The sequence below is a fragment of the Ruminococcus sp. OA3 genome, from assembly GCF_022440845.1.
Lineage (GTDB): Bacteria > Bacillota > Clostridia > Lachnospirales > Lachnospiraceae > Ruminococcus_G.
In genome coordinates, this window is sequence record NZ_JAKNTO010000001.1 from 1,919,521 (window position 1) to 1,945,936 (window position 26,416).

Sequence of the window (26,416 nt, forward strand, 5' to 3'; positions counted from 1 at the left end):
GTGTTTGAATCAAAAGAAGACGGAGAACAGTTGTGAAAGAGTACGACAATGCAGAAAAACTAAAGGGTATTGTTGAGCCCCTGATTGAATGGTACCTGGAAAATAAACGAGTGCTTCCGTGGAGGGAACAGAAAAACCCATATTATATATGGATTTCAGAAATTATGCTGCAGCAGACCAGGGTAGAGGCGGTTAAGCCGTATTTTCAGCGATTTATCTCAGCACTTCCGACTGTTGAGGATGTTGCCTGCTGCGACGAGGCAAAACTGTTAAAATTATGGGAAGGTCTGGGGTATTATAACCGCGTTCGGAATATACAGAAAGCTGCACAGAGGGTTGTGGAGCTCTATGATGGGAAACTTCCTGCAGACTATGACGAATTGCTGGGACTTCCTGGAATTGGTGATTATACGGCAGGAGCAGTGGCATCAATTGCATATAATATACCGGTTCCAGCTGTGGATGGCAATGTCCTTCGGGTGGTATCACGGCTGACTGAAAACGTAGAGGATATTTTAAAGCAGAAAGTGAAGAACCAGATCCGGTCTGAGCTTTTGAAGATTATGCCGGTGGATGTCCCCGGAGAATTCAATCAGGCATTGATGGAACTCGGGGCGACTGTATGTGTGCCGAATGGAATGGCAAAGTGTGAGGCATGTCCGATCGCAAAGCTGTGTGGTGCCAGGCTCCATAACCGCCAGGGTGAAATTCCAGTCAGGAAAAAGGCAAAGGAACGCCGGCTTGAAGAAAAAACCGTCTTGATCATTCAGGACGGAGATAAAGTTGCGATAAGAAAACGTCCGTCCAAAGGACTCTTGGCGGGTCTGTATGAACTCGTGAATTTTGACGGGCATCTTAGTGAGGAAGAAGTTCTGGAGAGAATGAAAGGATATCAGCTTACAACACTCCGGATCCTTCCCGTTGAACAATCCAAACACATCTTTTCGCATGTGGAGTGGAGGATGATCGGATACATCGTAAAAGTTGCCGCATTGGAGGGCGATGAGAATAATGATATGTTGTTCGTGGATATCCGCCATGCTGAAGAAAAATATCCTGTGCCCGCCGCATTTGGTGCATACGCGGCATATATGAATATGCGACTGGGCCAGGGAAAATATACAGGAGGAAAACTATGAAACTGCTGACAGTGACAGTGCCCTGCTATAACTCACAGGAGTACATGAGCACCTGCATAGAATCATTGCTGAAAGGAGGAGATGAGGTAGAAATCGTCATTGTAGATGATGGCTCTACAGATGATACGCCGAAAATTGCAGATGAGTATGCCAGAAAATATCCCACCATCATAAAAGTGATCCATCAGGAAAACGGCGGTCACGGAGAGGCTGTCAATACAGGACTTGCAAATGCAGGAGGTCTGTATTTTAAAGTAGTGGACAGTGATGACTGGGTGAGTGAATCCGCATATAAAGCGATTCTGGAAGCATTAAAAAGATGTCTTGGCGGTCCGGAGACACTGGATATGCTGATAAGCAATTATGTGTATGAGAAGGTGGGCGCCAAACATAAGAGGGTAATGCGTTATCCGAATGCGCTGCCTCAGGGCAGGATATTTGGATGGGATGAAGTAAAGCCTTTGGGCAAGAGCCATTATCTCCTGATGCATTCGCTGATCTACCGGACGGAGCTGCTGCGCGAATGTGGACTGAAACTGCCGAAACACACTTTTTATGTGGACAATCTAGTTGCGTTTATACCATTTCCCTATGTGAAACACATGTATTATGCAGATGTAAACTTTTACCGTTACTATATCGGAAGAATAGACCAGTCAGTCAATGAGTCAGTGATGATCAAAAGGGTAGATCAGCAGCTGATGGTCAACCGGATGATGATCGACTGCATGGCGCAGCAGAAGTCGTTGAATAAACATGCGAGGAGTTATATGATGCATGCGCTGTCTATCATTATGACGGTTTCGTCTGTTATTCTGCTGCGGTCGGGAACAGAAGAAAATCTGGAAAAGAAAAATGAACTGTGGAAGTATCTGAAGGCGGCGGATGGAAAAACATATTTTAAACTGCGCTATGGGCTGCTCGGAAGGACGATGAATCTTCCTGGAAAAAGCGGCCGCAGGTTTTCGATTACGGCTTATAAGATCGTGCAGCGTATCTACGGCTTCAACTAGGAAGCCGAGATACAAGACTGCTCTTGTAGAAAATGAAATATGTAATCATACACAGGATAATTCCGGTAATTACATCAATGAGAGAATGCTGTTTCAGGAATAGCGTTGAGGCAATAATGGCGAGTGTCAGAATCAGGGATGCCCATTTCAGCCAGCGGTCCTGCCGCAGCATTTTTGAATTTGCCAGAGCCAGATGGATGCACAGTGAGTTGAAAACATGGATACTCGGCAGCACATTTGTGGGGGTATCATGCCTGTAAAGCAGCTGTACAATGTCAGTGAAGATGTTGTCATTGGCAAATTCTGCAGGCCTGATATTCAAACCGTTTGGATAAACGTAAGAGACGATCAGGAACAGCGTCATGCCGCTGGCAAGGCTGAAAAACATCTGATAGTATTCCCGTTTGTCCGGATTGACAAAAATAAAAAATAAAATGGCAACAAACATATAGACGAACCAGAAAATGTACGGGACGACAAAATATTCACAGAAAGGAATCACATCGTTCAGAGGTGCGCAGATAATATGAAGATCCTCTACCGACCTCTTTTCCAGCTGTGCAAAGCAAAACATGTAAACGATGCCAAAAATCAATATGGTAAAGCCGTGTTTGTATTTGCGTATCAGACGCAAGAAAATCACTCCTTAGTCGTTAGTTTTTGTGTAGGGCAGTCCGGGATAAAGCGGTCGAAAATTACGGAGTCAAAATATTTCCGGCTTTTCATAAGAGTAGCTTCCGAGTGAATCGTCCACGCAAATGCCGGAGTGCCAAAGCATTTGCGCAGAAATTTCAGAACAAACAGACGGGTGCCGCGGCTAAATTCATAGGCGATAAAGTCGGGGCGTCCATACCAGTTGAACATCAGGTATTCACTCAGGAACAGCAGGGGTCCGGGAGGTTCTTCGCCAGGATCAAAACGGCAGGAAAGCTGACCCCGCACGACACCCGGACGATTCTTTTTGTACCAGTGCAGAATAAAGGGACTGAATGATTCGATGCAGTATTTCCCTCTGTAGTCCTGCAGGAGTTCCGTAACGATGCTGCAGATTTGGGTATCGGTATGGTGAGATTTTAATTCTATGAGCAGGGGAACCTGACCTGCCACCAAAGTGAGGACTTCACTTAAACTGGGAATCGTCTCAGCGCTGCCGTTCAGGCGCAGCGATCTTAGCTGTTCATGCGTAAAGTCACGAATTCTGCCGTCTGTGCCGCACATTCGGCGCAGTGAGTTGTCATGAAAGACAACAGCTTTGTTATCCTTTGTGAGCTGTACATCCAGTTCGATAGCAAAACCCGCGTTCACAGCACGTGAAAAGGCGGCCAGTGAGTTCTCTGGAATACCCTCTTCGGCAGACCATAACCCGCGGTGGGCAAACAGCAGTCCGCAGAATTCACTGCATTGTTGCTGCATGGCTGTGCGGGGCATCAAAGCCAGCAACAGGATCAACAGTACAGATAACACCGACAACAGCAGAAGCAAATATAAAAACATGGTAATACCGCCTCCTGATTATTTGATAATGACGTTTAGCTGCCTACGGATACAACTGATATCCAGGCTGTCCAGGCTGCCTCCGGACTCACCGTCCAGGTGTACCGGCCGTTTGATACTGGTGCTGATATGTGCATTGCGGCATCTTAGAAAACGCACCCCTTTGAGGTGAATATGCTTTCCGAAAAATGCAGCTGGCAGCATTAGAAGTACCTTAAGCCTCGATATATCTGATACCACCATAAGATCCAGGCATCCATCCGCTGAATCGGCAGAAGGACAGAATTTAAACCCTCCGCCCTCATATTTCAGATTCATTGCAGCCAGAAACCAGACGTTGTAAAAGGAGACACTGCGGTCGCCGTCCATAGAAAGCTTCAGATCAAATCGCTTAAAAAACAGCAGATGTCTGAGTGCAATGGACGCATATGTAAGTTTGCCGAGCCCGAATCTGTTCAAAAAATCTTTAATCGGGGAAGCCAGCGCTTCATGGCAGATACCTGCATCAAAGCCAATGCCGCTGCTGATGACAAAACGGCGCTCCTTACCGGATGCCTGACAGACGCCAATATCAATTGTCCGGATAACCCGTGGTTTCAGAATCGCCTGCAGGGCGGTGGATACGTCTTTTGCCAGCCCCATACCACGCGCAAAATCATTGCCTGAACCGGTGGGAATATATCCAAAGATCACCTGCTCCGGGTGCGTCAGTCCGCTCACGATCTCATTGATCGTGCCGTCCCCGCCGATCGCCGCCAGGATATCGTCCGGTGTCAGTGTTCCGGAAAGCACTCGTGCCAGTTTTTTGGCGTGACCACGGTATTTTGTCAGAAACGCCTGATAGACTATGCGGCGCTTCTGTAATTCCTGTTCTACCTGATTCCAGATTTTCGCGCCCAGGTCTGAACGGGATTTTGGATTAATGATAAAATAGTACAAGGCTGTTCCTCCTCTCTAAGTATTTTAACAGCTGCTGCTATAATCGACAAGTGAATTAATTATAAAAATGGAAGGATGAATATATGTTTCGATATCTGGCAGTCTATCTGCTTATTATAAATCTGATAACACTTTTTGCCTACGGGATGGATAAACACCGTGCACGGCAAGGTTTGTGGCGTGTGAAAGAAAATACGCTTCTGCTGCTGGCAGTGATCGGGGGATCAGCCGGTGCGCTTCTGGGAATTTATGGTTTTCGCCATAAGACGAAGCATAAAAAGTTTACGGTACTCGTTCCTGTGTTTTTGGTTTGCCATGTAGCGCTGATGGTATATTTTTTCATGGAGTTTTACAACTGACCGTTGTATGTACTGTAAGAGGAACGAAAACTGGGTGATGAGGAAGTTAAAAAAATCGTGAAATGCTGATATTGAACGCAAAATTGCTTGAAAAGACATAAAAAAGTCAGTTGAATGCTGCATTATGAAAAACAACGACAGATTCTGACAATTTTATTGATTTTAACACGAAAAGAAGGTATAACTATAATACATGGGTATACTTACTCTGACATAATAATCTAGACAGAAAAAAGGGCGGGACAATCAGTGAGTGAAGAAAAGATTCTGGTATTTCCACTTTCTCAAAGCCAGCAGAACATCTGGAATCTGGAGCGCACGTTTGCGGGTACATCGATAAACAATATCAGTACTACAGTCCGTATCCACGGACGGGTAGACTTTGTGCTTCTGCAGAAAAGTATTGAGATGGTTCTTGAAGCGGATATATCACTTCGCACGCAGTTGACGATGCGGGATGATATGCCGATGCAGTATCACGTTCCTTACAGGGAGCAGGCTTTTGAGATATACGATTTTACACACACAAACGATAAAGGAATTGAAAGCTGGGAGGCTACGGTGAGCCGTGAAGTACTTCCTCTGCTTGATATGCCTTTGTATCGTTTTGTTCTATTTCGCTCGGGAGAAAACGAGGGCGGAGTCTTTATTAAGGTTCACCATATCATATCAGATGGCTGGTCGCAGATGCTGTTGTGCAACCGTATCGCGCAGTATTACCTGGAACTTTTGGCTGAAAGAGAGCCTCAGATTGAATTTGCCCCGGACTACCGTCAGCATGTGGAGGAAGAAGAAAAATATCTGGCTTCCAGAACATACAGCCGGGACAGAGAATACTGGGAGCAGGTAGTCAGACAATCGGGAGAGCCGTCGGTCATCAAATCTGTAAAAAGTGCAGCTGTCAGTCCGGTAGGACGCAGGCTTAGTTTTCAGCTGCCGCAGACACTGAATCATGCAATCTACTCATACTGTATCAAGAATCGTGTGGCGCCATTTGCAGTGTTTTATATGGCACTGGCGATTTATTTTCGGAGAATCGGAGGAGCAATCCGGTTTACGATCGGTACACCGATCGTAAACCGGATTAATTTTATCGACAAACAAAGCACCGGAATGTTTGTCAATACCTTACCCTTTTATAATGAAATCAACGATGACTGGAACCTTGACCAGTTCAACGAGGCCTTGATGGATCAGTGGTATGAGATGCTTCGCCATCAGAGATTTCCGTTTTCTCATATTGCAGAGCTTGCAGACAGATATGGAAGAGAAGACAGCAGGCTGTTCCATATCGCGCTCTCTTACCAGGACAGCAAGGTATATGAAAGCCCGGATGCTTCCGTTACTTTTCAGGGAAGATGGCATTACAGCGGATATCAGGCGGAGCAGCTCTGCATTCATCTGAGCAATATGGAAGACCACAGGCAGTATTCGGTTGACTATGATTATCTGACACAGTTGTTTTCAGAGGACGAGATCTACCGGCTTCATGAAAATCTGGAAAATATTCTTCAGGAAGCGCTTGGCAGTCCGTCAAAACCGATCTATCAGCTTGCGGTCCTCTCAAAAGAAGAGAGAGAGCGTGTACTTTATACATTCAATCATACGGGCAGGACGCTGGAAGAAAAATGCCTGTATGATGTGTTCAGTGAAAATGTCAGAGACTATCCGAAGCGGGTAGCAGTCATCTGCGGCGGTGAAAGAATGACTTATGAGGAACTGGATCATCACGGCGCAGTTCTTTCAGCGAAACTGCAGAAGATTTTTAAAGGAGGTGCGGGTGTTGCGGTGCTGCTGCTTCCGAGAGATTTTTCACTTTTTACGGCGCTGACAGGAGTCCTGCATTCGGGAAATGCGTATTTATTGCTGTCTGCCGAACTCCCTGCAGGGCGGATACGAATGATTCTGGAGAAAAGTGATGCAGGGGTTCTTGTCACACAGCGCGCCATATATGAGCAGATGACGGATGTAGTTAAAATCCCGGTGATTTTTGCGGATGAGGTAAATGTGGCGGATCATCCTGCGGACAGCAGGAAGGCCGTGATGGATGATCTTGCGTATATTGTTTATACATCAGGAAGCACAGGTGAACCAAAAGGAGTGGAGATCACTCAGAAGAATCTGTTGAATTTCTGCCGTGCCATGACACCGGTCTATGGGCGGGGGGCGGTACTTTCCGTATGCAATACTGGATTTGACGCATTTACGATTGAAAGCACTGCGGCGCTGCTGAACGGCCGGACGGTAGTTCTTCCAAAAGATATGGAACAGGAATCCCCCCGCAGGCTCGCTGAACTTATTCGTGGGTACGCAGTCGGATTCCTTTCCATTACTCCGTCACGGCTTACGGCATTTTTAAAAGAACCGGCGTTTTGCTGCGCGATGCGGACAATGGAAAGTATTGTGTGCGGCGGCGAAGCTTTTCCAGGGGAACTTTTGAAACAGCTCAGGACCTGTACGGGTGCCCGTATCTATAACCAGTACGGACCGTCGGAGACGACAGTGGGTGTGACGGTCAAAGAGCTGGGAAACGCTTCGGCGATCACGATCGGAAAACCAATGCCCAACTGCAGGATGTATATACTGGATCCGTGGATGAATCCGCTGCCGGCGGGGGTATACGGAGAGCTGTATATCGGCGGTCTGTGTGTTGGCAGAGGGTACCGTGGGGATGAGCAGCTCACAAGAGAAAAATTTATAGAGAATCCATTTGAGACAGGGGAAATCATGTATGCGACGGGAGATGCTGCCTGCTGGACTCAGGATGGAGAAATCCTGCTGGCCGGCAGGTTTGACCGTCAGGTTAAGCTCCGCGGGCTCAGAGTGGAGCCACAGGAGATTGCAGACTGTATTGCATCCTATCCGGGGGTCAAAGAAGCGGCGGCAAAAGTATGTGATCTAAATGGACAGATGGTGCTGGCAGCTTATTACTGTGCAGATGTTGAAATACCGGAGGTTGAACTTTTGACTTTTGCAGCGTCCTACCTGCCGAGATATATGATACCGGCGGTTGTTGTGAGGATGGAAAAGCTGCCGCTGCTTTCAAGCGGTAAAACAGATGAAAGCCGGCTTCCGGTACCGGTTATGGGGAACAGCATTGAAAGCGAGCAGGGCAGCGCACTGATCAGACAGATCACCGCCATGTTTTCCAGGGTATTAAAACGGCCGGAGATCAAAGCAGACAGTGACTATTTTCTTTATGGCGGAAATTCTTTAAATGCCATGGAAGTACTGGGTGAGCTCGAAGAGCAGACCGGACAGTTATTCCGGGTATCAGATCTCTATGCCTGCAGAACGGCACGGAGACTGGCACAGTATATAAGCAAAGAAGAAAACGCGGGAAACCTGAACCAGGTACAGCAGGAACATCTGAAACCGGCGCCTTCCATGGAACGTTATCCGCTGTCGCCGATACAGCAGGGCATCTATATACAGACACGTATGGATGAGGGCGGATTGTCCTATCATATGCCGGGCGCTTTCCGGCTACGGGAAGATGTGGATACCGACAGACTGGAACATGCGTTTGAGCGGCTGATCACAGAGGATCCGTTATTCCGTACAGAATTTGTACAGGACCAGGATGGAGTTTTTGCTCGTGTCAGAGATCAGGTGGAATTTTCACTGCAGATACTGAGCGGTACAGATCTGACTGAGGTGAGCAGTTCTTTTGTCGTTCCGTTTGACCTGGCAAAGGCGCCGCTCCTGAGAGCCGGGATATTGAAAGATAATGCAGGAGAAAACATCTTATTGATTGATGTCCACCATATCATTGGAGATGGAATGAGTACACCGCTCATGATGTCGCGGCTGGAACGGTATTATCAGGGGGGTGAGCAGAAGAGATGTGAATTAAGCTATCTTGATTTTGCATATGCAGTTTCTGCGGAGAAAGACAGGAACCTGGATGCCGATAAAGCATACTGGAAGGAACACCTGACACCGCTGCCGGAGCAGATTATGCTGCCCACTGATTTTCCACGTCGGAAGGCGTTTGATTTTAAAGGGGGGTACTATGTTCACCGGATCCAGAGCGGACTTTCAGGTAAATGCAGTGAATTCTGTGCGGAGCAGGGAATCTCACCTTATATGCTTTTTCTGGCAGTATATGGAATACTGCTCTCGGCAATATCCGGAAAGCGCGAGATGATAATCGGGACTCCGGTTTCCATGAGGCTGCATCGGCAGCTGAAAGAAATCTGCGGGCCGTTTATCAACACACTGCCGCTGCGTCTGGAGCCGCATAAAGCGATGAATCCCGCAAAATATCTCCAGGGAGTAAAAGAAGAAGTAAATCATATGCTGGAGCATCAGAACTGCTCCCTCGAGGACATTATTTCGGCGCTGAACCTTCCCAGAACGTTTTCGGGTAACCCACTATACCAGGCGGCATTTTCCATGCGGCCGTTTGATGCGGGACAACTGATCCTGGCGGGAGGAGAGGCAACTTATCTTCCTGTTCATACGGGAACAACGAAAACAGAGCTGTTTATCGAACTCGTAAAAGAACAGGATCAGTATGAGCTTCATTTTGAATACGCTTCTTCTTACTTTTTAGAAGAAACGATCGCCCTGTATGGCAGATGTATGGAGAGTATCGTCGAAGGGCTTGTGAAAGGAAAAGCAGAGAGAATCAGCGAACTGCCGCTCCTTATGGTAAATGACAGAATCTCGCTGCTGGAAATGCCGAATTATCAGTTCCAGCCGTTTGCAAATCTGCCTGTTCATCAGATCATTCAGGGAATGGCAAAGATTCAGCCGGATCATGCGGCCGTGATCTGGCACGGAAAAACGACGACATATGAGCAGCTGATGAGCCAGGCTGCAAGGATCGCATCAGGACTGCTGGCTGCAGGTGCAGAAAAAGGAGAACGCATCGGTCTTGCGTTTGCCAGAACGCCGGCACTGTTTGCAGGGATGCTGGGAATCTTGATGGCGGGAGGCGCGTACGTCCCCGTGCAGGCCACTCTACCGCAGAAAAGAATCTGTTATATGGCAGAAACTGCGGGTGTCCGGAGGATTCTGTGTGACAAAAAAAGCAGAGAAATGATTTCGGAGGTACCGGGGATCGTATGCCTTGAAGCAGAAGATTTTAAAGAGAATCCACAGGAAATTCATGTGCCGGTGACAGGTGAGGACCTGATACATGTGATCTTTACCTCAGGCTCCACAGGACGCCCCAAGGGTGTCATGATCCGTCACCGCAGTGTTTCTAATCTATATCAGGATATGAAGCACGTGATGAAAGACATCGACGGCGCAGTCTTGTGTACGGCGAATGTGATGTTTGACATTTTCATAGTGGAGAGCCTGTTTCCGCTTGCAATGGGAAATCACGTCGTCCTTGCGGATGAAGAAGAGATGCTGCTTCCATGGAAACTGGCCGATCTTGTGAAATGCGCTCAGGTACAATTTCTTCAGATGACGGCTTCCAGGCTGGCGCTGTGTTTTGGCAACAAGGCATTCCGTGAGGCGGCACAGGAACTGAAACTGGTGATTGCAGGCGGAGAGAGTCTCAATCCGGGATTTGTGGAAATATTCCGGGAATGCTCAAATGGCAGGCTGGTCAACATGTACGGGCCAACGGAAGCGACCGTGTGCACAACTATGGCAGAGATCCGTCCGGGACAACCGATAACCATAGGCAGACCTCTTCCCAATTACCGGGTATATCTTTTGGATGAGGAACAGCAGCCGGTGCTGCCGACAGCATACGGTGAGTTATATCTTGCGGGAGAAGGGATTTCTGAAGGATACGTCGGGCATCCGGAATTGACAGAACAGGCATTTTTTAAGGACCTTTATTTTGCAGACCAGAAAATGTATAAGAGCGGTGATATGGGACGGATGCGGGCGGATGGAAGCATTGAGTTCCTCGGCAGGCAGGATGATCAGGTAAAAATCAACGGGCAGAGAGTGGAGCTTACAGAAATTATGAGTGTCATGCTGGAATCTAAACTGACGGAGTCAGCAGTGGTATTTCCGGCAGAGAAGCCGGATGGGTCATCACAGCTCTGCGCATATTATGTTCCCTCAGCAGGTGCAGAACACTCAGAGGCACAGATGGAAAACTGGCTCCGTGCGTCTGTCCCTGCCTATATGGTTCCTTCCAGAATTCATACAGCCGATGTACTTCCTGTCACGGACAATGGGAAGATAGATATTCTGACGCTGAAACAGAGGCTGAAAGAAGAAACAGTGGGACTGAATGAAATGGAGCAGCCGGGAGAGGACGACCGGATGACGGAAAAAGTCCTGCACATCTGGAGTGAAGTTCTGGGATGCGTAAACCTGTCATCGGAACGGTCATTTTTTGAGCAGGGGGGAACTTCGCTTGGGGCTTTAAATGTTCTGAGCCGTTTTTTCAACGAGGGACTGGAGATGACGATGGCTCAGTTCTATGAAAATCCGACGGCGCGCGGGCAGGCGGAACTGTTTCGGGGAACAGAACACGTTTCAAGACGGAAGGAAAACGTGTGCTATCCGGCTGTGGTTCCCAAAGCCGGGCCCCTTCCAAAACCGGAACAGAAAGCAATCTTTGTGACAGGCGCGACCGGATTTTTCGGGGCACATCTTTTATATGAACTGATCAGCAGCGGTGCCCGTCAGGTTCTCTGTCTGGTCAGGGGAGCCGACAAAAAAAGATTGTCCGATGCACTGACCTGGTATTTTGGCGCAGGATTTGTTTTACGTGCAGGTGACCGGATACGGGTTGTCTTTGGTGATCTGGAACAGCCGCATTTCGGAATGACGGAAGATGCATTTCGGAATCTGGCGGATTATATCGGCGTGATCTACCACTGTGCTGCGGATGTACGCCATTATGCTGCAGATGAATCAGAGTTTCTGGAAAGAAATGTAGGCGGGACCAGGACGGTCATTGAACTTGCCAGATGTTCCAATGCTGTGCTTCACCATATGTCGACAGCGAGTATCAGCGGAGAATACCTGAAAGAACAGCCGGATAAGACAGCTGTCTTTTCGGAGCAGGATTTTTATATCGGTCAGAACTGGGAAGATAATATCTATCTCAAGAGCAAATTCCTGGCGGAGCATGAAGTGTACAGGGCGGTGGAAAAAGGACTTCAGGCAAGAGTCTACAGACTTGGCAGGCTCATAAATCGTTCGGGGGACGGTGTATTTCAGAGAAATCCACAGAGTAACGCGGCATTTCTTCTGATGCGGGCAGTGAAAAAACTGGGCTGCATTCCTGTATCCATGCAGGATATACCGGTTGATCTGACTCCGGTGGACTGGTGTGCAAGGGCAGTGCTTGCACTTTGTCAGATGAAATTAACGGCGTGCCATCTTCTGAACAGTAACCCGCCTACGATGCTGCAGACGGCACGGATACTGGTACCCGAACTGTCGGTTGCACCGGATGAGCAGTTTGATCAGATTCTGGCAGATGGAATGGATGAGGCCAACCGTGAGATACTGGCACCTCTGTTGGATTTCTGGAATCGTATGAAAGGGTCAAAAAATATGATACGTGTGGTATGTACTGAGACCCGGAGAGCGCTGACAGATGCAGGATTCACGGAAATGATTCCGGCATATGAGAAACTGCTTACCGGATTAGCAACAAATTTTGACGATTGAATATGAGGGGTGGAGGTCATGATATCAGATTTTTCAGCGACAATTTTCATAACGGCTCTGATAGCCATTATCATATTCTTCATATGGAGCTACAAGGTGAAAAACCTTCAGCTGATCCATAAATTTTATCTGATGCTGGCTGGCTCTTACGGTCTGTGTGTGATTGCACTGATAGGCATGAAGATGACGAGCCCGGATAATGAACCGGCGCTTATATTCTGGGATGCGTGGACGAATATTATGGGCGCTTTTATGCCCGTGTTTTGCCTGTGCATTGCACTGATCTTTGTAAAAGGATGGGAACAGATGCCCAGGAGCGCCTGGTGGCTGTTTGCCGTACCGGTGATTACCAGTATCATCGTGTGTACCAATCCGATCCATCACCTGCAGTACCAGGTGTTTTCCGTGATACGCAGTGAGATCGTCTTCGGCCCGTATATTGTGGTTACAGGACTTTACAGCTGGATGTGTCAGGTTGTATCTCTGGTATTCATGATCAATTTTGCATTCCGCAACCGCAGCAGACTGTATCTGATGCAGTGCCTGATGTTCTCATGCGGATGCGCGTGTCCGCTGATTGTAAGCATTTTTGCAACGACAACATCGAACGCGTCGATTGCCGCAACTCCCCTCAGCTTTATACCGACCATCGTGCTGAACGGGATTGCCATATACCAGCTGCACATACTGGATATTAAACCAATTGCCGCACAGAGGGTACTTGACTGGATATCCGACTGCTATCTCGTGCTGAGTGACAAAGGTGTGGTCATCAGCTATAACCAGCCGTTTGAACGTATTCTGGCATCACGCTACGGGATCGTTGAAAACAGCTATCTGAGTGACTGTGTGAAAGAGGAAGATGTTTTTAAGAAGACGGCCATTTACAATCTGATGACAGCCATTGAATCATGCAGGAACGGAGGGTCCAACATTTCTTATGAACAGGCAATGACGGTAAAACGTGATTCGGGGGTGCATAAGATCTATTATGTCGTTGATGTGACTGCGCTGCATATCAAGGACAAACTGTCCGGGTTTGTTGCAATTTTTAAAGATGTCACTCAGCTGAAAAAAAGTATGCAGCAAGTGCAGGACAGCCAGGCGAGAATGATGGAACAGGAACGACTGGCCTCTCTGGGACAGATGATCGGGGGACTGGCACATAACCTGAAAACCCCCATCATGAGTATTTCTGGATGTATATCGGCAGTGGAAACGCTGGTCGAGGAGTGTGTGGAGAGTCTGGATGATCCAGGTGTAACTGAGGAGGACTACAGGGAGATCTACAACGAGATGTCAGAGTGGTTTGACAAAATGAGGGAGTCTTCCTCCTATATGTCTGATATCATCACAGCCATAAAAGGACAGGCGGCCAGTGTCAATGCATCTGATGAGGCATCGTTTACGACGGAAGATCTGATCAAGAGAAGCATGCTGCTGATGCGGCATGAGCTGACGTCCAGCAACTGCCGGGTGGTGTTCGAGAATGGCGGCAGAGCATACACGATCCGTGGAGATATCAACAATCTGGTGCAAGTGCTGAATAATCTGTTGTCCAATGCTGTGTATGCGCAGAAACAGGTTGGCGGTGGTGATATCACAATTGGAGTGGATGCGGATAAAGAACGGCTGAAAATATTTGTAAAGGATACCGGCCCCGGATTCGCACCGGGAGTCAGAAAACGGCTGTTTAAAGAGATGGTGACAAGCAAAGGGGCTCATGGGACCGGGCTTGGGCTGTATATATCGGATGCGGTGGTCCGGGGGAAATTCGGCGGTTCCGTCTGGGTAGAAGACAATACGGGAGGCGGGGCGGTCGTTGGATTTACAATACCGTTTGATATGACGGAAGACAGCAATGATGAAGGTACAAAAGGAGGCATGAAACATGAGGCGCAGTAGAGGCACCGTACATAAAAACATTTCAATTTTAACGCTTGACGACGATGCGATCATGACATCTACTCTGCAGGCTTATTTTCAACGCTCAGGGTATGATGTGGATGTGGAAAACGATCCGTACCGTGCGATAGAAAGGGTAAGGGACGGGGAGTATGATATTCTTCTGCTGGATTTTCTTATGTCTCCTGTCTGCGGGGATCAGGTTGTGGAACAGATCAGGTCATTTAACCGGGATATTTACATCATTCTTCTGACGGGGCACAAAAGCATGGCGCCTCCGCTTAAGACGATACGTGAACTTGAAATTCAGGGGTATTATGAAAAAAGTGACCGTTTCGATCAGCTGGAACTTCTGGTGGAATCCTGTGTTAAATCCATTCTGCAGATGAGAACGATACAGAACTATAAAAACGGGCTTTCACTGATGATGGATGTACTTCCGCAGATTTACGATCTGGATGCCACACAGTCTGTGTTCGGCAGTATTCTGGAAGCCGCAATGCGGATTTTTCAGGCTGAGAGCAGTTTTATTGTTCTAAATGAAATGCCGTACAGAGTCGTAGAGGGAAACATACAGAAAACAACAGGAACAATCTCAGATGCAGAGATCACAGAAATCATCCGGGATGCAGAGTTTGGTGAAAAACTGACATTGCAGAAAGGAGAATATCTGCTCGCAGCGATTGAAAATGAGAAGCATCAGGCAATTGGCATTCTGGGGATTGGCCTTAAAAATAAAACGGAATATGTGCAGGTGCAGCTGATGGAAATATTTGCACGTCAGATTTCTTCTGCTCTTCATAACAATCAGCTTCATTTGCTGGTCAGTGAACAGAATAAGGAACTGACAAGGGCGTATGCGCAGCTGAATGAGAGTTATATGGAGATTATCGGTGCGATGCGGACGATCGTTGATGAGCGGGATATTTATACAAGAGGTCATTCAGACCGGGTGTCCTGCCTTGCAGAGGCGCTTGCACGACAGATGGGAAAAGATAAAAAATTTATTGAGCGGGTCAAGTTGGCAGGACTGTTCCATGATATTGGTAAGGTTGGAATTTCAGACCGCATTTTGCTGAAGCCTGAAAAGCTCAGTTTTGAAGAATATGCGGATATTAAAAAGCATTCTGACAAAGGAGCGAAAATCCTTGCCGCTATCACGCTGTTTTCAGATATTGTCCCCATCGTGCATGCACATCATGAACGCATAGACGGAAAGGGATATCCGGACGGTCTGAAAGGAGATGAGATTCCGGATGAATCGAAGATCATCGCAGTGGCTGATTCATTTGACGCGATGACATCGCATCGGCAGTACCGAAGCAATATGACATTGGGGCAGGCGATAGAAGAATTGAAAAAGGGCAGCGGAACTCAGTTTGCACCAGAGGTAGTGGAAGCATTTTTACAGCTATGTGAGGAATGTGGACAGGACAAATTTTTTGACATGTATGCAGTTAAGGAGGAGAGGTTATAAAATATGAAAAAATTCCCTTTAAATGAAAGAACGTATTATGATACTTTTGACGCGTTTATAACCGGCATAGCGGAGAATTTCAGCGAACTTCCGGCTGTAACATGGTTTACCAGGAAACAGGAAGAAAAAAATAAAACATTCAGAGAGCTGACACTCGATGTGCTTGCGCTGCGAAACGTGCTGTGTGACAGAGGACTTGCGGGCGGTCATATTGCGATCGTTGGAGAAAATAATTACAGTTGGATTGTAACGTATCTGGCAGCTGCATCCTGTGGCGGAACCGCTGTCTGCATCGATGCTGAACAGTCGGATGAGAGTATCTGGCAGATGCTTGAGATGGCCGATGTCGAAGCCGTTTTTGCATCAGAGCCGTGTATGCCGATCTGTGAAGCCATGCCGAAAGAAAAGTCTAAAATCAGACTGTTTGTACTGCTCAGTGACAAGCGCCGTGATCAGACTGAGAATGTACTGCAGTTATGTCAGGAGGGGATGAAACTTCCGGAGGGAAAGTACTCCGAGATTACACCCCGCCAGACAGCAGCGATTGTGTTTACATCAGGAACAACCAGCATATCAAAACCGGTGATGCTCAGCCATCAGGCAATTCTTCACAATGCCAGTTCGTCGAGCGTATACGTATCTGCGGAAGAACGTGTCTTTACCTCTCTTCCGTTTTATCATACGTATGGAATGACATGTGCGGTGCTGGCAACACTGGTGCGCGGAGCACACCTGTTCATCAATGGTAATCTGAAGACTGCAATGAGGGACCTTCACCTCTCGCGGCCTGATTCTATGCTGACCGTTCCCCTGATGGTGGAGGCTATTCACAACCAGCTATGGCTGAATGCGGAAAAAGAGGGAAAAGCCAAAGGGTTGAAGAAGCTGATGAAAATGCAGGGAATCTGCAGAAAACTTGGAATTACGAAACAGAATAAGATACTGGAGGAAATACGTGAAAAGTGTGTGGGGAGTCTGCATATTATCATCTGCGGAGGTGCACATCTGAGTAAAGAGATAGCGGAAGAATTTCAGCTGCTGGGTGTTACCGTCCTGCAGGGATACGGGATCACAGAGTGTTCACCGCTGGTATCGGTCAACAGCAATCATTCCTATCAACTGGACTCTGTCGGCTATGTTCTTCCGGAGACAGACGTAAAGATCATGGATGAGGAGATATGGGTAAGCGGAGTGGGCGTTATGAACGGTTACTATAAATCTCAGGAACTTACAGATGAGGTCATGGAAGGTGAATGGTTTAAAACGGGAGACCTCGGATATCTGGATAAAGAAGGTTTCCTGTATATCACAGGGCGTAAGAAAAACCTGGTAGTGTTTAAAAACGGGAAGAAAGTATCTCCTGAGAAGCTGGAGGAGAAAATCGGAAATATACCGCTGGTAAAGGATGTGCTGGTCTATGGAGCCGTCAGCGGTGCTTCGGCAGATGATGTAAAGCTGGCAGCCAGTATCTATCCGGAACCAGCCAGAGCGGAAGGGCTTTCATCGTATGAGATATTGGAACAGCTTCAGGAAGAGATCAATAAAATCAATGCACAGCTTCCTCTTTATCAACAGATACAGATGGTAAATATCCGTGAGCAGGAATTTTCCAAAACTGCGTCTCAGAAAATTAAGAGGCATCTGGTTTAAGGGGTGAGTAAAGATGCTGGAATTTATAAGAAATATCGTGTTTCAGGTCACGGGGAAGGATAAACTTACATATGATACCGACTTCGTGCAGGATCTGGGACTGAATTCTTTTGACATTATGAATATTGTCTGCGCGTTTGAGGATTATTTTGACACTGAGATACCGAACAGAGATGTCTGGCAGCTTCATCAGGTAAAAGATGTGATCGCTTATATGCAGCGGCGCGGACTGACAGAAATCTGATCAGAAGGGCTGTACTGTCTGTGGAACTGCCACAAGACGGTACAGCTCATTTTGTTATAAAAATATCGCATAAATTTAAAGAACTGTGGAAAGATAAGAAAAAGACATTGCTTTAAGTGGAATAAAATGGTATACTATGGATGTCGGAAATTTAAAGCAAAAAAATTAAGATGTGTTTAAAAAGAGGAGAAATAAAATTGAATACTAATATTTTCAGGGATATGTCCTATGGTGTTTACGTCGTTGGAACAATGGACGGGGACCGTCCAACAGGATGTATTGCCAACAGCGTGATGCAGATCACATCATCTCCGGCGACAGTTGCAGTCAGCATGAACCATGACAATTATACACAGCAGTGTATAGAAAAAAGCGGAGTTTTCTCGTTTTCAATTCTGGCGGAGGATTCGGAATCTTCTATTATCGGGACTTTTGGATTTCGTTCCGGCAAGGACACCGATAAGTTTCAGGATATTTCGCACGAGATGAAAGAAGGAGCCCCGGTTGTTTCAGATTCCTGCGGCTATGTTGTCTGTAAAGTGATCGACAAGATGGAGACGTCAACTCACACGGTATTCCTTGGGGAAGTTGTGGATGCAGATACTCTGGGAGAGGGACGTCAGGCGATGTCTTATGCATATTACCACAATGTGATCAAAGGAAAGAGTCCGAAGAATGCACCGACCTATCTGCAGGAAAACGAGCAGAAGTCCGAAGAAAAGCAGGTATCCAGATATGTCTGCGAAGTCTGCGGTTATATCTATGAGGGTGAAAGTCTGCCGGAAGATTATATATGTCCGGTATGCAAAGTCGGGGCAGATAAATTTAAAAAGGTAACATAAAAAGCTGGTGCGGTTTTAAACCCGCACCGGTAGATTTTTAACATATGAAAGGAGTATTACATATTATGGCTGATTTAAAAGGAAGTAAAACTGAGGCAAATCTTCAGACAGCATTTGCAGGTGAATCACAGGCGACCAACAAGTACAGATACTATGCATCACAGGCTAAAAAGGACGGCTATGTACAGATTGCATCAATCTTTGAAGAGACCGCAAATAACGAAAAAGAGCATGCAAAAATCTGGTTTAAACTGCTTCATGGCGGTAAAGTAGGACCAACAACAGAGAACCTGAAGGATGCAGCAGCAGGAGAGAACTACGAATGGACCGATATGTATGCGACATTTGCAAAAGAGGCAAAAGAAGAGGGATTCGATCAGATCGCTGCTCTGTTTGAAGGTGTGGCGGCCGTTGAAAAAGAGCATGAGGAAAGATATCGCAAACTTCTTGCCAATATCGACGGAGGTATTGTGTTCTCAAGAGACGGGGATAAGATGTGGCACTGTTCCAACTGCGGACATATCCATTTTGGAAAAGAAGCCCCGGATGTGTGCCCCGTATGTGCTCACCCGAAGGCCTATTTCCAATTAAAAGCCGAAAATTATTAATCTGCACTGATAAACTGTTATATGAAAACGAAGGCCATATGCTGGCAGAAATTCCTGCATATGGTTTTTTTTGTCTGAAAACGGACAGATCCGGCGGCTAAAATAATAAGCAAGAATGATAAAAAAATGAGAAAGAATGATTATTTACATTGCCTGAAAATACAGGTATAGTTAGAGTGTGCAGTACATGTACTCACAACAGCAGAAACGAATATAATGACAGGAGGACTAAAATGGCAAAAAAGATACGTGTAGGTATCCTGGGACTGGGCCGCATTGGAAAGATGCATGCGAGAAATATCCTGACAATGAAAGAGTTTGAGGTGGTCATGGGGGTTGATCCATTTCTGACGGAAGCCCTGGAGCAGGAAATGAAAGAGATGGGGGTGCCGAAGTGCTCAAAAGATCCGGAAGATGTGTTTGCAGATCCGGAAATTGATGCTGTGATTATCTGTTCTATTACGGAAACACATTCCGACTTTATCATCCGTGCAGCAAATGCAGGAAAAGATATTTTCTGCGAGAAGCCGATCGATCACAATGTTGACCGTATTTTAGAAGCGCTGCGGGCAGTACAAAACGCAGGAGTTATCCTTCAGGTGGGCTTTATGAGGCGCTTTGACAGAAATCACGGAAAGCTTCAGAAAATGGTTGCTGAAGGCAGGGTTGGAGAGGTTGAGATGCTCAAGATCACGTCACGTGATCCTGATCTGCCTCCGGTGAATTATATTAAGGATTCCGGTGGGATTTATGTGGACATGATGATACACGATTTTGATATGGCACGTTTTGTTGTGGGCAGTGAAGTGACTGAAGTATTTGCCGCAGGCGCAGCCCTGTGCAAGCCGGAGATTGCAGAATATGGGGATGTTGACAGTGCTATCGTAACTCTGAAATTTGAGAATGGGGCAATCGGTGTAATTGACAACAGCAGACGTTCCGGATTTGGACATGACCAGCGCATTGAAATACTGGGATCAAAAGGATGCCTGATGGACAGCAATGAACCGGAATCTAATGTTGTCTATTATAATAATGTCGGCTCCTGCGGGGATAAGCTGCCGTGGCATTTCATTGAACGTTATGAGGGCGCTTATTTTACGGAACTTCGCGAGTTTGTGCGGGCGGTGCTGGAGCGCACACAGCCTGTGGTGTCCGGATTCGACGGACTGCAGTCCGTGCTGATCGCGGAGGCTGCGGCGAAGTCTGCAAAAAGCGGAAAAATGGAAAAGGTTGAGAGAATCACAGTGTGACAGAAAAGGAGAAATGAGATGGAACTTAGATTTGGTATTGTTGGAGGGGCACTTGGATCTTTTATCGGGAATGTACATCGGCAGGGAGCACTGATGGATGATATGGCAGTACTGAAATGCGGCTGCTTTTCCAGAAATCAGGAAAAAAATCTGGCAACGGGGAGAAAGTGGCACATCTATGATGAGGACAGAATTTACAAAGATTACAGAGAAATGGCAGAGTGCGAGTCAAAACGGGAAGATGGTATCCAGTTTGTAGCGATCACGACACCAAATGTCAGTCATTATGAGATCGCAAAATGCTTTATGGAGCACGGCATCCATGTGATGTGTGATAAGCCGCTTGCCTTTAATCTGGAGCAGGGAATGGAGCTTGAGAGGATTGCGAAAGAGCGCAATATGCTATTTGGCCTGACATATACATATACGGCATATGGAGTGATCCGACAGGCGAGAGAGATGATTAAGAACGGTGAGATCGGAGACATTCTGCATGTGGTAACAGAATATCCTCAGGACTGGGTGATTTCGGCTTTTAACAGTGAAAATTCTGACCAGGCCATGTGGCGTCTGGATCCGGAGATTTCCGGAGAGTCTCTGTGTACGGCAGATATCGGAACACATCTGGAACAGCTTATCGTGCAGATGACGGGGCTTGAGATCAAACGTGTGCTGGCACGTTTTGACACTTATCCGAGAGATCTTTTGCTGGAAACCAATACGACAGTCATGCTGGACTTCGGAGACCAGATTACAGGTACGCTCTGGGCCTCTCAGATTGCAGCCGGTTACGAGTGCGGTGTGAAGATCCGTGTCTTCGGAACGAAGGGCTCCCTGGAATGGTGTCATGAAAATCCCGGAATTCTGAAATATACCAGGGTTAATCAGCCAACACAGATCATGTCAGCGAACAGGGATTATATGTATCCGGAAAGCCGCCGTATCAGTCGTATCGCTGCAGGGCATCCGGAAGGATATTTTGAGGCGTTTGGAAATCTGTACCATGCGTTCTGTGAACATCTGATCGCACGTCTGGAGGAAAGGGAGCCGGAAACTTATACGTATCCAACGGTAGAGGATGGCGTGAAAGGACTTCGGTTTGTGAAAGCCTGTGTGGAGAGCAATGGAAACGGGAATGTGTGGGTAGAAGTCTGAGAGATCAGGAGCCGGAGGGTGCCGCAAAATCATGATATTTCATGATTGAGTGGCACCTTTGTTCTATGTACTGATAAAAAACAGGGAAAGCCTCCTGTCAGTGGAATCTTCCCTGAGTTTGTGCACCTTAATTTAAATATAACTCAAAGATTATTTTTTTTAACTGTTTTTCTTTAGCATAAGCAATACAGGCTTTTAGGCAAGCGCTGCCCGCCCCGTTCCGGTGTATATTCCTTTCGCTGCAAATTTCATAATTTCCCAATCACCATCTTCACGGGGCGCAATCATGCAGCACGCCATCACCTGTTCATCATCATTTAGTGCAAAAAAGATTTGTCCGCCGTTTTCAATATATGGCTCTATGTTTTCTATTTCTCGTTTGTCTTCATCTTCAAGAACAAAATTTTCATTACGGATTTCCACCTTACTCTTTCCTCAGCACTTTCAGAATTGTGTCTATTGCATTTATCAAATGCAATTCATCTTCGTCAGACAGTTCTTGAAGAGTATGTTCGATTTCTTAGTCTGACTCGCTTATAAACTCTTTTGTTCTTTCTTTACCTTTCATTGTCAAAAACAACGAATATGAACGCCCATCCACATCGGAACGCCTTCTCTGAATATACCCTTGTTTTTCGTGGTTCTTGATAATGCGGCTTAAATAACTCTTGTCTATATTCATAATCTGTGCAATATGAGCTGCATTACATCCTTCGTTTTCATATATTTCATAGAAGATACGTGCTTCCGTTGCGGAGTATTCTGAACCTAAATAATGATTTCCAGGCAGATTCATGAAAGGCATATAAAAATAATGACTATAATCAAATAGATTCTGGTCAAACCGAAATGAAGAAGTCCCTGTTCTTTGCAGGAGGTATCTTAGGCTTTACAGTGTAATCGTCCGCCATACAGCAATATAGATGAAGTTTAAAGCAAAAATGTGTATGGTCGTTTTCGGACAGTAAGTGATAAAATATAAAAAATCAAAAAAATAAAATAAGTATTTAAAAAAAACCAACTAAATATAATAAATATTTGGGAAATATCAATGCGCTTGCCGCAGAAAATTCTATGAAGAGTGAGAAAGGAGACAAAAACATGACAAAATCACAGTTAGTGCTGGACGTCATCAGCAAAAAAAACACAACGTATCTGCCGAGCCAGTGTACCTTTGCATCCAGAGCAAAAAAAATGGAGGTTGCCGGATACCTGGGACTGACAGAGGAGGAAGTGGATGTGTTTCTGGGCAACCATATCAAATTCACGGGAGTGCTGGATGATATCGTTCAGATCGATAAACTGGATCCACACAGGATGAAAGCGGCCAGGGATGCCGGGCGTTATCTGGATGTGCCGGGCGAGGAGGGCATGATCTATGACCTCTGGGGAATGCAGTACAACGTCAATGACGGAGGCTATTTTAATTACTGTCATCCGCTGCAGGGATGCGACGACGATGACTCGCTGATTTATGATTACAGGGCTCCTGACATTTCAGATATGGATATGCTGTTTTCAATCGCTGAAGAGGATTTAAAGAAATACGGCGATGATTTTCTGGTAGAACTAAGCGGTTACAATGGAATCTGGGAGAAGGCGTATCAGCTGACGGAGATCGAGCAGTTCATGTATCTGCTGGCAGTGGAACCGGAGAAAGCGTGTTATCTGATGGATGTGATCTGCGAATATAAAGTGGAGATCGCCAGAGAGACAGTGAAGCGCGGCTTCCCGATCGGACATTACGGCGATGATCTGGGTACCCAGATCAGTACCTTCGTGTCGGAGGAGATGTTTGTCAATTACTTCCTGCCGAGGATACGGAAAGTCTTCCGCGTATTCAAGGATGCGGGGCTTCCGGTACAGATGCATTCCTGCGGTAAGATCACACCATTTATTCCGCATCTGATTGATGCGGGGCTGGATGTGCTGGAGCCGGTACAGACCTGTATGGATATCCAGTACCTGAAAAATGAGTTTGGCAAAGACCTGACATTCTACGGAGGTGTGGATACGCAGCAGCTTCTGACGTTTGATACCGCGGAAAATGTGTATAATGAAACACTCCGGACGATTGATGTTCTGGGAAAAGACGGCGGTCTGATCATTGCGCCGTCGCAGGAGGTTATGAATAATGTGCCGGTGGAAAATGTACTGGCCTTTATGAAAGCGGTAAAAGAAGCAAGAGGAGAGGCATAGACCAAAAAAGGAGATGAGAGTGGAATGCAGAAACGTATTTTGGAAATGGAAGATATCTCCATCCAGTTTCCCGGAGTATTGGCGCTGGATCATGCACGGTTTGATCTGGACCGGGGAGAAGTGCACGTTCTGCTGGGGGAAAATGGAGCCGGGAAATCAACCATCATGAAAATCCTTGCCGGCATCAATACCGACTATTCCGGCAAGGTCGTCTACAAGGGAGAAGAAATTACATGCCGTGATATTCAGGAACAGAAAAAACGGGGAATCAGCATGATCTTCCAGGAAATGAACCTTCTCAGGAACCTGTCGGTGGCTGAAAATATTTTCATGTCACAGCGCCCGGTTACGAAAGCGGGAAACGTGGACTGGAAAAGGATGATGAGGGGGGCGAGAGACCTTCTGGATTCCATAGGTGCGGACATTTCAGAAAAAGCACTTGTCAGCACATTGAGTGTTGGACAGATGCAGATGGTAGAGATCGCAAAGGCGTTGTCCTTTGAGTCTGACATCATTATCATGGATGAACCGACTTCTGCGCTGACAGAAAAAGAAGTTGACAATCTGTTTGCGATCATAGACGAGCTGAAGAAAAAAGATGTGGCGATCGTCTACATTTCGCACAGGATGGAAGAGATCATGAAGATCAGTGACAGGATCACCATATTCCGTGACGGAAAATATATCACTACGAAAAAGCGGGAAGAGACTTCGATTGAAGAGATCATTACTTTGATGGTCGGGCGTGAGCTTCAGGATTATTATCCCAGAATCGAGATGGCGCCCGGCGAAAAACGCCTGGAAGTAAAGTCATTCAGTCAGGGAAATGTGTTAAAGGACCTGTCGTTTTACGCAAGAGCCGGAGAGATCACCGGATTCTACGGTCTGATGGGAGCGGGAAGAACGGAGCTGATGCGTGCGGTATTCGGAGCAGACCCCATCGACGGCGGAGAGATCTACGTTGACGGACAGAAAAAAAGGATACACAGCTGCCGGCAGGCAAAGAGCTGCGGAATCGCGCTTCTCACAGAAGACAGGAAGCATCAGGGACTGATTCTTGATTTCGACTTAAATGAAAATATCTCAATCACCAACCTGCCGAAGATCATGAATGGGTTTGGGATTAGCCGGAAGCGGGAGATAAAGAATAATCAGGAGCTGGTGGAGCGGGTCAATGTAAAAACACCTTCCCTCAGACAGGTGGTAAAAAACTTAAGCGGCGGCAATCAGCAGAAGGTGGTTATTGCAAAATGGCTGAATTCAGAGTCGTCTGTTATCATCTTTGACGAGCCGACAAGGGGAATCGATGTCGGATCCAAGGTGGAAATCTATAAGATCATGAACGCATTAAAACAGGAGGGCAAGGCAGTGATCATGGTGTCATCAGAGCTGACCGAATGTATGGGCATCAGCGACCGTCTCTATGTGATGCATGAAGGGAAGATCACCGGCTGTATTGGAACGGAGGAGATACGTGGGGTGACGGAAGAAGACATCATCAAGTATGCGACAGGCTCGGCTGCCGGCATGAAGGAGGGAGAAACGAAATGAAGAAGTTCAAGGTCAACATGAATAATATTGCGACATTCATCGTACTGCTCGTGCTGCTGATTGTACTGTCCATTCTGTCGCCCGCATTTTTAAAGTCGGCGAATCTCATCAATGTGATGCAGCAGGTAACGGTAAATGCGATTGTCGCCATTGGTATGACCGTGGTCATCCTGACAGGAGGCATTGACCTGTCTGTTGGTTCTATCATTGCACTGTCCGGCATCGTGATGGCGAAGATGATGGTGGAAGGAAATATGAATTCAGGACTTGCGATCGCTGCCGGAATCCTCATCGGTGCAGTGTGCGGAGCGGTCAACGGTTTTCTGATCGCAAAATGCAAGCTTCAGCCGATGATTGCAACTCTGGGAATTATGCAGGTGGCCAGAGGCCTTGATCTGACGATCGCACAGGGCAGAACCGTCAGCGGATTCAAGCCGTTTTTCAGGAGCATAGGCGTTGCCACAGTTCCCGGTACAACGATACCGGTTCAGATCGTGCTGATGATCGCCCTGTACATATTGGTTTTCTATCTGCTGCGGTATCGGAAGTTTGGAAGATTCATCTATTCCATCGGCGGAAATGAGGAGGCGACCAGACTGTCCGGTGTCAATGTGGATCGTTATAAGATACTGGCATATGTATTGTCGGGTGTCACCGCTGCGATCGCTGCCATTGTCATGACGGCAAAACTGAACTCTGCAGTTCCGACAGCGGGGGAAGGATATGAGCTCGATGCCGTCGCATCCAGTGTCATCGGAGGTATCAGTCTCACCGGCGGTGTGGGAAGCATCTGGGGGACATTGATGGGCGCCATGATCATCGGCGTCATTAAAAACGGATTAAACCTGTTAAACGTCTCATCCTATCTGCAGCAGGTAGTGACCGGTATCATCGTGATTGTGGCAGTACTGGTTGACACGTTTAAGAACAAGGCGATCGGAAGTAAGAGAAAACAGTGATCATGAAACGGCTGGAGACCGTTAGTG

General features: G+C 46.8%; 19 protein-coding genes. 15 read left to right on the forward strand and 4 right to left on the reverse strand.

Annotated features, from left to right (window positions below):
- Positions 1–32 precede the first annotated feature (32 nt).
- Together mutY and MCG98_RS08750 are read left to right on the forward strand one after the other, a co-directional pair.
- Positions 33–1,139, forward strand: coding sequence for an A/G-specific adenine glycosylase (mutY, locus tag MCG98_RS08745; RefSeq protein ID WP_240286146.1), 1,107 nt, complete (start codon positions 33–35; stop codon positions 1,137–1,139).
- Positions 1,136–2,152 carry a glycosyltransferase family 2 protein gene (locus MCG98_RS08750; RefSeq protein WP_240286144.1) on the forward strand — a complete coding sequence of 339 codons (1,017 nt, stop codon included), beginning with the start codon at positions 1,136–1,138 and terminating at the stop codon, positions 2,150–2,152. Before mutY ends, MCG98_RS08750 begins: the two co-directional genes overlap by 4 nt.
- On the opposite strand, the gene MCG98_RS08755 is transcribed toward MCG98_RS08750, so the two are convergent.
- Genes MCG98_RS08755 through MCG98_RS08765 form a run of 3 tightly spaced genes read right to left on the reverse strand, consistent with a single transcriptional unit; the run spans position 2,145 to position 4,585 of the window.
- Positions 2,145–2,786: a phosphatase PAP2 family protein gene (locus MCG98_RS08755; protein ID WP_263858358.1), complete on the reverse strand. Its 642-nt coding sequence runs from the start codon at positions 2,784–2,786 to the stop codon at positions 2,145–2,147. The two genes, MCG98_RS08750 and MCG98_RS08755, sit on opposite strands and share 8 nt — an antisense overlap.
- Before the next feature lie 5 nt (positions 2,787–2,791).
- Entirely contained in the window at positions 2,792–3,646 is an 855-nt protein-coding gene (locus tag MCG98_RS08760; protein ID WP_240286140.1) for a glycerophosphodiester phosphodiesterase, read from the reverse strand.
- An 18-nt stretch (positions 3,647–3,664) separates the two neighbouring features.
- Complete coding sequence (locus MCG98_RS08765) at positions 3,665–4,585, reverse strand: diacylglycerol kinase family protein (protein ID WP_240286138.1); 921 nt, start codon at positions 4,583–4,585, stop codon at positions 3,665–3,667.
- Positions 4,586–4,668: 83 nt separating this feature from the next.
- Between MCG98_RS08765 and MCG98_RS08770 the strand changes: the two genes are divergently transcribed.
- From MCG98_RS08770 to MCG98_RS08815, 10 genes are all read left to right on the forward strand, one after another.
- A complete protein-coding gene (locus tag MCG98_RS08770) occupies positions 4,669–4,944 on the forward strand; it encodes a DUF1294 domain-containing protein (protein WP_240286136.1) in 276 nt (91 codons plus the stop codon).
- 249 nt (positions 4,945–5,193) lie between these two features.
- Entirely contained in the window at positions 5,194–12,546 is a 7,353-nt protein-coding gene (locus MCG98_RS08775; protein WP_240301624.1) for a non-ribosomal peptide synthetase, read from the forward strand.
- 18 nt (positions 12,547–12,564) lie between these two features.
- Positions 12,565–14,451, forward strand: coding sequence for a histidine kinase N-terminal 7TM domain-containing protein (locus MCG98_RS08780; RefSeq protein ID WP_240301625.1), 1,887 nt, complete (start codon positions 12,565–12,567; stop codon positions 14,449–14,451).
- Positions 14,438–15,928 carry an HD domain-containing response regulator gene (locus MCG98_RS08785; protein ID WP_240301626.1) on the forward strand — a complete coding sequence of 497 codons (1,491 nt, stop codon included), beginning with the start codon at positions 14,438–14,440 and terminating at the stop codon, positions 15,926–15,928. The genes MCG98_RS08780 and MCG98_RS08785 overlap by 14 nt, the downstream gene beginning before the upstream one ends.
- 3 nt (positions 15,929–15,931) lie before the next feature.
- The gene (locus tag MCG98_RS08790) at positions 15,932–17,578 is read left to right on the forward strand and encodes an AMP-binding protein (protein WP_240301627.1); all 1,647 of its coding nucleotides are present in this window, start codon (positions 15,932–15,934) and stop codon (positions 17,576–17,578) included.
- A gap of 13 nt (positions 17,579–17,591) precedes the next feature.
- On the forward strand, positions 17,592–17,822 hold the full coding sequence (locus MCG98_RS08795) for an acyl carrier protein (protein ID WP_028527464.1): 231 nt from the start codon (positions 17,592–17,594) through the stop codon (positions 17,820–17,822).
- 197 nt (positions 17,823–18,019) lie between these two features.
- Complete coding sequence (locus tag MCG98_RS08800; protein WP_240301628.1) at positions 18,020–18,664, forward strand: flavin reductase; 645 nt, start codon at positions 18,020–18,022, stop codon at positions 18,662–18,664.
- A gap of 65 nt (positions 18,665–18,729) precedes the next feature.
- Positions 18,730–19,272 (forward strand): rubrerythrin, encoded by a 543-nt coding sequence (gene rbr, locus MCG98_RS08805; RefSeq protein ID WP_240301629.1) that lies wholly within the window; start codon positions 18,730–18,732, stop codon positions 19,270–19,272.
- A 233-nt stretch (positions 19,273–19,505) separates the two neighbouring features.
- Positions 19,506–20,525 (forward strand): inositol 2-dehydrogenase, encoded by a 1,020-nt coding sequence (gene iolG, locus MCG98_RS08810; protein WP_240301630.1) that lies wholly within the window; start codon positions 19,506–19,508, stop codon positions 20,523–20,525.
- A gap of 18 nt (positions 20,526–20,543) precedes the next feature.
- Positions 20,544–21,680 carry a Gfo/Idh/MocA family oxidoreductase gene (locus tag MCG98_RS08815; protein ID WP_240301631.1) on the forward strand — a complete coding sequence of 379 codons (1,137 nt, stop codon included), beginning with the start codon at positions 20,544–20,546 and terminating at the stop codon, positions 21,678–21,680.
- Between the two features lie 195 nt (positions 21,681–21,875).
- Here the strand turns inward: MCG98_RS08815 and MCG98_RS08820 are convergent, their stop codons facing one another.
- Complete coding sequence (locus MCG98_RS08820; RefSeq protein ID WP_240301632.1) at positions 21,876–22,103, reverse strand: hypothetical protein; 228 nt, start codon at positions 22,101–22,103, stop codon at positions 21,876–21,878.
- Between the two features lie 678 nt (positions 22,104–22,781).
- Here MCG98_RS08820 and MCG98_RS08830 point away from each other — a divergent pair.
- From MCG98_RS08830 to MCG98_RS08840, 3 genes are read left to right on the forward strand one after another with little or no spacing between them, the layout of a single operon-like run.
- Positions 22,782–23,879, forward strand: coding sequence for a uroporphyrinogen decarboxylase family protein (locus tag MCG98_RS08830; protein WP_240301634.1), 1,098 nt, complete (start codon positions 22,782–22,784; stop codon positions 23,877–23,879).
- A gap of 24 nt (positions 23,880–23,903) precedes the next feature.
- Complete coding sequence (locus tag MCG98_RS08835) at positions 23,904–25,430, forward strand: sugar ABC transporter ATP-binding protein (protein ID WP_240301635.1); 1,527 nt, start codon at positions 23,904–23,906, stop codon at positions 25,428–25,430.
- The gene (locus MCG98_RS08840) at positions 25,427–26,389 is read left to right on the forward strand and encodes an ABC transporter permease (RefSeq protein ID WP_240301636.1); all 963 of its coding nucleotides are present in this window, start codon (positions 25,427–25,429) and stop codon (positions 26,387–26,389) included. Before MCG98_RS08835 ends, MCG98_RS08840 begins: the two co-directional genes overlap by 4 nt.
- Positions 26,390–26,416 lie beyond the last annotated feature (27 nt).

Coding starts and splice junctions, on each gene's coding strand:
- MCG98_RS08760 (WP_240286140.1), bottom strand. CDS start 3,646: ATGTTTTTATATTTGCTTCTGCTGTTGTCGGTGTTATCTGTACTGTTG.
- MCG98_RS08790 (WP_240301627.1), top strand. CDS start 15,932: ATGAAAAAATTCCCTTTAAATGAAAGAACGTATTATGATACTTTTGAC.
- MCG98_RS08830 (WP_240301634.1), top strand. CDS start 22,782: ATGACAAAATCACAGTTAGTGCTGGACGTCATCAGCAAAAAAAACACA.
- MCG98_RS08835 (WP_240301635.1), top strand. CDS start 23,904: ATGCAGAAACGTATTTTGGAAATGGAAGATATCTCCATCCAGTTTCCC.
- MCG98_RS08840 (WP_240301636.1), top strand. CDS start 25,427: ATGAAGAAGTTCAAGGTCAACATGAATAATATTGCGACATTCATCGTA.
- MCG98_RS08750 (WP_240286144.1), top strand. CDS start 1,136: ATGAAACTGCTGACAGTGACAGTGCCCTGCTATAACTCACAGGAGTAC.
- iolG (WP_240301630.1), top strand. CDS start 19,506: ATGGCAAAAAAGATACGTGTAGGTATCCTGGGACTGGGCCGCATTGGA.
- MCG98_RS08815 (WP_240301631.1), top strand. CDS start 20,544: ATGGAACTTAGATTTGGTATTGTTGGAGGGGCACTTGGATCTTTTATC.
- MCG98_RS08785 (WP_240301626.1), top strand. CDS start 14,438: ATGAGGCGCAGTAGAGGCACCGTACATAAAAACATTTCAATTTTAACG.
- MCG98_RS08770 (WP_240286136.1), top strand. CDS start 4,669: ATGTTTCGATATCTGGCAGTCTATCTGCTTATTATAAATCTGATAACA.
- rbr (WP_240301629.1), top strand. CDS start 18,730: ATGGCTGATTTAAAAGGAAGTAAAACTGAGGCAAATCTTCAGACAGCA.
- MCG98_RS08780 (WP_240301625.1), top strand. CDS start 12,565: ATGATATCAGATTTTTCAGCGACAATTTTCATAACGGCTCTGATAGCC.
- MCG98_RS08795 (WP_028527464.1), top strand. CDS start 17,592: ATGCTGGAATTTATAAGAAATATCGTGTTTCAGGTCACGGGGAAGGAT.